The organism is Paramaledivibacter caminithermalis DSM 15212, assembly GCF_900142245.1.
Lineage (GTDB): Bacteria > Bacillota > Clostridia > Peptostreptococcales > Caminicellaceae > Paramaledivibacter > Paramaledivibacter caminithermalis.
This window is the reverse complement of sequence record NZ_FRAG01000093.1, coordinates 1-7508: the sequence shown is the minus strand read 5'-3', so window position 1 is coordinate 7508 and position 7508 is coordinate 1. Positions and strand designations below refer to the sequence as shown.

Genomic DNA, 7508 nt, shown 5'->3' with positions numbered 1-7508 from the left:
TTAGTAGCTGGGAGATGAATTGGGATGTACTATCACCATTCTTTAAATTTCCAAGTGAAATTAGAAGTATAATGTACACCACAAATCCCATAGAAAGCTTATATCGTCAGTTTAGGAAAGTAACAAAGACAAAGACAATATTCCCATCGAAGGAAGCCTTAGAGAAGATTCTTTACTTAGCTAGCCAAAACATCACAAAGAAATGGACCAGAAGGTATGGTAAATGGGATATCGCACTTAACCAACTGATGATATTCTTTGAAGGAAGAATACAGCCTTATCTTTAAGGTGCAGATTGAAAAATCAATAAGGGAAATGTTCCATAGGTAAAAATAATAAATTTTACTGACCTATGGCATACTTTCCCCATTATAAAAAATTATTGGCAAAATTTTATATGTATAATCATAAAATTTTGCCAATAATATAAATAACTCAATAAATTACATATCTAATCTCTTATACATTCATCTTGTCAGCTAGGAGAATATTTTCCTTTAGACACACATTATATGACAGACTCTTCTGAGAGACACTCTCTTAGTCAATTTTCTATTCATACCTTAGTGCATCTATAGGCTTTAGTTTTGCAGCCTTATTTGCAGGATAAATACCAAATATTATACCTACAGCTACTGAAAATGTAAATGCAATTAGCATTACTTTGATATTTAATACTGGTTTCAATGGTGAGAATTTTCCTATTAAAAAGTTTGACAATATTCCAAGACCTATTCCTAATATTCCTCCCATGCCACTTACTACACCTGATTCTATTAAGAACTGTATCAATATGTTTTTTCTTTGAGCTCCTAGTGCCTTCCTTATTCCTATTTCCCTAGTTCTTTCAGTTACTGATACAAACATTATATTCATAATTCCTATACCACCGACTAGTAAGGAGATTCCTGCTATTCCCCCAAGCATAAGGGAAAATGTTCGCGTCATCTTTTGCACTTGCTTCATCTCTTTCTCAGGTGTATATACATAAAACTGATCATTAAATTGGTAGCCTTCGTACTCATCATCTACGCCATCCTCATTAGAGACTTTATTTTTCTTAGTATTGTAGAACTTTTTTAAAGCCTCTTCAATTTTTTGAGAGATAAGAATAACCTTTTCTTTATCGTTCACTTTGATATGAACTTTATTTATTGATTTCACTCCAAAATTTCTTTGAACCGTTGTTATGGGGGCTATCAATTCTTCACTAAGCCGTTCATACATAGAGACCTCTCTGTTTGCTATGATGCCTACGACACTATAATCATCTCCATTTATTTTTATATCTTTCCCGATGGGGTATTCATCCTTAAAGAAGGTTTTAACAGCTTTTTCATTTATTACAACTACTTTTTTACGATAATCCACATCTAAAGCTGCTATAAACCTTCCACTTTTAAGTTTTGCATTAATCATAGTCCCATAGGTATGGTCAACACCCTTTAGGGAAATATTTTTCTCGATCTTTTTATACTTAGCCTGTGGCTGTTGATCTAAAATCGGTGATATATTTTTAATATCTAACTTCTTGTAAAAGCCTAAGACTCTATCATAATCCATTTGTTTTTCTTCATCATTTGGAAACATTTCAACTTTAATAAGATTTGTTTCCTTAGATATTTCTTTCTTTATATTGGCAGATGCACCTTCTCCTATGGAAACCAGTACAATTATTGAGAAAACTCCTATTATTACTCCTAGCATTGTTAGTATAGATCTTAATTTATTTGCTATTATTTCCTTTAACGATAATCTAAGAATCGTAGCTATATTCATAATTGGCTCCCTTCTAATCTATTTAGTCCTTTATAATCTGACCATCGCTTATTCTAATGATTCTGCTTGCTAGCTTAGCTATGTCATTATCATGGGTTATTAGCACAAGGGGAGTTCCTGATTTATTAAGATCTAATAAAATATTCATAATATCTTCCGTAGATTTACTGTCTAAATTTCCAGTGGGTTCGTCAGCAAGTATTAAAGGCGGTTTTCCTGCAATAGCCCTAGCTATTGCTACCCTTTGCTGCTGACCACCTGACAGCTCTGTTGGTCTATGATCTTGCCTGTCATCCAGTCCAACTATTTCCAAAGATTCTAATACTCTCCTTTTCCGTTCCTTTTTTTCGATTCCTTTATATAAAAGAGGTAATTCCACATTTTCATATGCACTCATTTTACTAAGTAAGTTAAATTTCTGAAATATGAATCCAATCTTTTCACTTCTTATTGTGGCTAACTCCTTTTCTGAATAGGAGTTTATATCCTTAGAGTCTAAAATATACTCTCCAGATGTACATGTATCTAAACATCCCATTATATTCATAAGAGTTGACTTGCCTGAACCACTTGCTCCAATTATAGATATAAACTCCCCATTTTCCACAGTTAATGAAATCCCCTTCAAAACCTCTACTTTTAGGGCTCCAGTTTCATAGGTTTTTCTTATGTCTCGCATTTCAATAATTGGTTTATTCATTTTAAAATTCCACTCCTTCAAGTTCATCTTCTCCGTTTTGACTACCGTAAGAATCCGCATAGTTAGAATTGTTTACTACAGAGTCTCCCTCTTTCAATCCAGAAATAATTTCAGCATAATCATTAGACACCAATCCAACCTGGACATCAACCATCTTTACTTCTTCATTCTCATCTTTCACATTGACAAAATACCTATCATCTTCTTTTTTGACACAAGCTATAGGAACTATTAGCACATTTTTCCTTGAAGCTAATACAATTCTTACATTAGCGTTCATTCCTATTCTTAGATTCTTTGCTTGATCGGAGTCTGCTATCTTTATGGTTACGTTATACTTAGTTATACCGTTTTGTACATCACCTATTTGAGCAATTTTAGTAACCTTACCCTTAAGCTCTATACCTTCAATTGCAGGAACCTTAATAAAAGCTTCCTGTTCCTCTTTGACCTTAAGAATATTTAATTCATCTACTGGTATGGTGATTTCTAGATTATCTAAATCTGCAATTTTAGCTACAACCTTATCAGAGGCAATATTCTCTCCTTCTACTACATTGACTTTTACTACGGTTCCAGAAATAGGTGCTAATACGATATTATTGAGCTCTCTTTTGCTATTATTATCTTTCAACTTAATTTTCTTATTGGTAAGACGTTTTTCTTTAATTTCTATGTTTTTCATATAATCTTCATTAATTATTTTTGCAATTATATCATCCTTGTTTACTTTTTGACCATTTTTTATATAAACTTCCTGTATTTTTCCATCCATTTGGAATTTTATCTTTTCTTTATTTTTCCACTCTAATTTTACGATTTTATTAGTATAGCTTACTCCAAAATCAAATACTAATCCAACCTGAGCTTTTAGGCCTTCAACTAAAGCACCTTCGTTTTTTAGTTCAATAGTTACATTTCCAAGCAACTCTCCATTTTCTGTTCCATAGCCCTCAGTATTAATATTGGTTACTTTGCCCTCTATTTTTTGGAGATTTCCCTTTAGTAATATCTCAGCTCTTTGTCCTAAAAAAGCTTTTTCAGCGATACTTTTATTAAATGGTGCGATAATTTTTAACGTACTCTTATCTATAATATCTACGAAGTCCTGACCCTTTGAAACTTCATCATTCTTTTTATGGTTAACTTCGCCAACTATTCCTGTAAAAGGAGCCCTTACTGTAAATTTTTCTATATCTTCTTTTAATTTTCTTAGCTCATTTTCTTCTTCATAGATTTGTAAATTACTTTCTATAATACTATCATTATCTTCGTCTGTTATACTTCTCAATTCTATAATCTTATCACCCTTATTTACCTTGTCACCTTCTTGCGACAGAACTTCAACAATAGTTCCCGCCTTTCGGTTTGTTAATTCCTTAATCAACTTTGACTGTATATTTCCACTTCCTGAAATACTCATTTCAATATCGCCTCTTTGCACAGGAACTGTATTCTGTATCTCATCTATTATCTCAATTGAAGCATTAGAGTTACCTTTTAAATAGAAAAAAGTCCCTATTGTTACTAGAATTAGAATTGGTATGATAATTATAAAATATTTTTTCTCCATATTTTTCTACCCCTTACATGAATTTTTTGATTTGACAAATCCATTATAGCTTCCTACTCTTACATGAGAATTAAAGGAACCTTAAATTAATCTTAAATATCTATTTAACCGCTTAGATCTTTGTAATTTTATAATATAATTAGTATGTAAAGTAGCGAAGGGAGTTTTAACTATGGATATAAATATTTTAATTGCAGAGGATGAAGATGATATACGGGCTCTTTTAGATCTCCATCTTAGTAATAAGGGCTATAAAATTTTTCAAGCTTCGAATGGTATTGAGGCTTTAGAAATACTGTCTAGGGAGAGTATTCATCTACTCATATTAGATGTAATGATGCCTAAAATGAATGGGTTTGAAACAATAAAGAAGATTAGAGAAACGAACAATATGCCAGTCATATTCTTGACTGCTATGACTGAAGAGGCTAACAAGATATTAGGGCTTGGACTTGGTGCAGATGATTATGTTATAAAACCCTTTAGTATAATTGAAATAATATCAAGGGTTGAAGCACATCTTAGACGATATATGAAGTATTCAACTAATGAGTTTATCAATACACTAAGTAATGGTGAACTAATTCTTAACTTGGAAAACTACGAATTTAAAAAGAAGGGTATAGTTATTGAGTTGCTTCCAAAGGAATTTAATATGCTGGTTCTTTTTATGAAAAATATAGGCAGGGTATTTACTAAAAAACAGCTTTATGAAGCAGTTTGGGAAGAAGAATATTTAGGGGATGATAATACTATCATGGTCCATATTAGCAACCTTAGAGAGAAAATCGAGGATAACCCGAGAAAACCAAAATATTTAAAAACAATCAGGGGTGTAGGCTATAGAATGGTGAAGTCTAATGATTAAATTTTCCTTTAATATTAATCCTATAAAGAAAATATCAATCTCTGTCCAATTATTTATAAATTATTTGTTTCTATTTGTATTGTTAATATTAGTTTTGGTTTTGACTTTTGTTATCGCATCCTATAGTATTAAAAATCATTATGACGTAGATTTAACTAATATAAATGAAAGTATAGATACCTATGGACCTAAAAAAGCCTTTCAAATCCATAAACTTCCAAAAGGCTCTTACATTGAAATTTTAGATTCTAGGTTAACCGTTATTAACCAGTATAAGAGTATTCATAACATTGGATATACCTATCCTCAGGCCAATTTCAACAAATTAGCATTAAATTATACATTGGGATATGAGCTTCATTATTCTACTGAAAAAGATACTATTAATCTTATTTATATATCGGACTATTCAGAAGTGGAGAATGTAAAATTTTTTAAAAGATTATATATATATATTTTAATATTTTTTATTATAAGCGTTTTAGTGGTTCTATTAATATATGCTAAGCTAACATCTAGGACACTGGTGCGACCTATTAAAAAAATTTTAGAAGGGGTTAAAACTATAAGTGAGGGAGATTACTCATCAAGAATTAACTATAAGTCAAAAAACGAATTAGGTTATTTAATAAAGTCTATAAATCAAATGTCTGAAAAAATTCAACATGAAATAGATCTTAGGGAAAAGTCAGAAGAAAAGAGAAAGAAATTGCTCCTAGATATATCCCATGATCTTAAGACACCCCTAACTAATATTTTAGGATATTCTGAAACCCTGCGTTATGGTAATGAATTAGAAGAGGACTTAAGAAATAAGTATTTAGATATAATTATCTCTAATAGTAAGAAAGCAAACAATTTGATTCAAGACCTATTCGAACTGTCCCACATGGAAAATAACAATTGCGATATTAAGCTTGAAGAGCATGATTTTAGTGAATTTATAAGGGAGATATTAGTAGATTATATTCCAGAATTGGATGAAAACCATATAGATTGTTGTTTTGATATACCCGATAAAGAAATTATAATAAAAATGAATTCACAAAAACTTGAAAGGGCGATCAATAACATAATAGATAATAGTATAAAGTATAGTGAAAAAAATGCATTCCTAAAATTAAGGCTTGAGGATTCAAATAATGAGGCTGTCTTAACAATAGAAGATAACGGAGTAGGGATTCCATGTGAGCTGGCAGAGTGCATATTTGATCCCTTTGTCAGAGCCGATAATTCTAGAAATTCTAAAACTGGTGGGACTGGACTTGGTTTGGCAATAAGTAAAGAGATAATAAAAATTCATGGCGGGGGTATTGAGCTAGATACTTCCTATAAAGATGGATGCAGGTTTGTTATTACACTTCCTAAAACAGATTCTGCTTAAGAAATTATGGGGATTAAAATAAAAAAGTTGAACCTTCTTATAAGGAAAAGGTTCAACTTTTCTATTTATAATTCAAAATCCTCCATGACGAGGGGACGCATGACAAGGGGACGTTTCGTTTGACATGTAAATGATCGTTTGAGGAAGTACAATAGAGTCAGGGTTGAAAAGTTGAATTAGCATAGTATATAATTCAACTTTTCAACCCTGACCCCTTTTACAGATATGTATTGTTACAATTATATTAATACACACAGATATGATAGCAATATAAATAGAACAAAAGTTGAGGCTGAATTTGGTTGGGAGTGGAATGTAGTACCTGCATTTCAATTTACTGACTCTATCGGAGTAGGTTGGAATGGTGATTTTCAAATAGACCCATATTACTATCAATATTGATTAAATTATCATATAAACAAATATTATGATAAATATAGTTCTAAAACAGTAACAAGGAGATCTAGCATGAGTGAGAAAAAGATGAATACATACCAAGATAGTTTTGATTTGACTGGTTATGATGAGGGATTATAAAATTATTTTTGTAAGTCAGGTTATGGAGTAATGGCATTAACTAAAGTAGGAAAAGCAAGCAATGTTAAGTTTTCATTTAAATATGGACATAATCATGTAGGTATAGCTCCATCTGTTACATATCCTTATGGTGTTGGATTTACTTTTAAAGGAGCGGAGCAAACATATAGTCCTCCAAGTGTTGCAAATAGCCAAAAAAATTTTTAAGACAATGATTAAAAGAAAAAGGCATAATCGTATGCCTTTTTCTTAGATAAAATATTAGCATATCCATAATGAGAAGTATTAAAATAATGAAATTTAATAAATATTTTATATCACTAGTGTTGCATAAAATTAATTACGAAAAGTCAAGAATAAATCTCTAAGAATTATTGATATAACAAGTTTGTATAAATGCAAAATATTTACACAACAATACTGATAAATATTTTCAAAAAGACAACTCCAATCAGAAGATAGTCCTTATCCATATTTTTACAATAGATATATGTTATTTATATTACTGGATTGATTCCCACTGTATTCAAATGCTCTATTTCTGCATTTTCAAATTGCTCTAATGTTGCATTAAATATTCGAATATGGTTTATTCTCCGCCGACCTCTAGAAGATTTTGAAGGTGTGACAAAGAGATTTTCTAGGAAAATCTCATACTTTTTAAAAA

General features: G+C 30.9%; 8 protein-coding genes. 5 read left to right on the top strand and 3 right to left on the bottom strand.

Annotated elements, in window-relative coordinates; translation table 11 throughout:
• A partial coding sequence (locus tag BUB36_RS17955; RefSeq protein ID WP_131821354.1) for a transposase occupies window positions 1-287 on the top strand: 287 nt, incomplete at its 5' end.
• A gap of 265 nt (window positions 288-552) precedes the next feature.
• Here the strand turns inward: BUB36_RS17955 and BUB36_RS17950 are convergent.
• Genes BUB36_RS17950 through BUB36_RS17940 form a run of 3 tightly spaced genes read right to left on the bottom strand, consistent with a single transcriptional unit; the run spans window position 553 to window position 4052 of the window.
• On the bottom strand, window positions 553-1779 hold the full coding sequence (locus BUB36_RS17950) for an ABC transporter permease (protein ID WP_073153490.1): 1227 nt from the start codon (window positions 1777-1779) through the stop codon (window positions 553-555).
• A 22-nt stretch (window positions 1780-1801) separates the two neighbouring features.
• The gene (locus BUB36_RS17945) at window positions 1802-2479 is read right to left on the bottom strand and encodes an ABC transporter ATP-binding protein (protein ID WP_073153487.1); all 678 of its coding nucleotides are present in this window, start codon (window positions 2477-2479) and stop codon (window positions 1802-1804) included.
• 1 nt (window position 2480) lies between these two features.
• Entirely contained in the window at window positions 2481-4052 is a 1572-nt protein-coding gene (locus tag BUB36_RS17940; protein ID WP_073153484.1) for an HlyD family efflux transporter periplasmic adaptor subunit, read from the bottom strand.
• 172 nt (window positions 4053-4224) lie between these two features.
• Here BUB36_RS17940 and BUB36_RS17935 point away from each other — a divergent pair, with 172 nt between their 5' ends.
• The 4 genes from BUB36_RS17935 to BUB36_RS19900 all read left to right on the top strand — a co-directional run bounded on the left by BUB36_RS17935 (window position 4225) and on the right by BUB36_RS19900 (window position 7048).
• Window positions 4225-4920, top strand: a complete 696-nt coding sequence (locus BUB36_RS17935) for a response regulator transcription factor (protein WP_073153481.1) — start codon at window positions 4225-4227, stop codon at window positions 4918-4920.
• Window positions 4921-5020: 100 nt separating this feature from the next.
• Complete coding sequence (locus BUB36_RS17930; RefSeq protein ID WP_165613146.1) at window positions 5021-6304, top strand: sensor histidine kinase; 1284 nt, start codon at window positions 5021-5023, stop codon at window positions 6302-6304.
• Between the two features lie 225 nt (window positions 6305-6529).
• On the top strand, window positions 6530-6706 hold the full coding sequence (locus tag BUB36_RS19905; protein ID WP_165613145.1) for a hypothetical protein: 177 nt from the start codon (window positions 6530-6532) through the stop codon (window positions 6704-6706).
• Between the two features lie 165 nt (window positions 6707-6871).
• Entirely contained in the window at window positions 6872-7048 is a 177-nt protein-coding gene (locus BUB36_RS19900) for a hypothetical protein (RefSeq protein WP_165613144.1), read from the top strand.
• Window positions 7049-7508 lie beyond the last annotated feature (460 nt).

Excerpts from the sequence above, each read along its gene's own strand:
- BUB36_RS19905 (WP_165613145.1), top strand. The coding sequence starts at position 6,530 with ATGTATTGTTACAATTATATTAATACACACAGATATGATAGCAATATA.
- BUB36_RS17940 (WP_073153484.1), bottom strand. The coding sequence starts at position 4,052 with ATGGAGAAAAAATATTTTATAATTATCATACCAATTCTAATTCTAGTA.
- BUB36_RS19900 (WP_165613144.1), top strand. The coding sequence starts at position 6,872 with ATGGCATTAACTAAAGTAGGAAAAGCAAGCAATGTTAAGTTTTCATTT.
- BUB36_RS17945 (WP_073153487.1), bottom strand. The coding sequence starts at position 2,479 with ATGAATAAACCAATTATTGAAATGCGAGACATAAGAAAAACCTATGAA.
- BUB36_RS17950 (WP_073153490.1), bottom strand. The coding sequence starts at position 1,779 with ATGAATATAGCTACGATTCTTAGATTATCGTTAAAGGAAATAATAGCA.
- BUB36_RS17935 (WP_073153481.1), top strand. The coding sequence starts at position 4,225 with ATGGATATAAATATTTTAATTGCAGAGGATGAAGATGATATACGGGCT.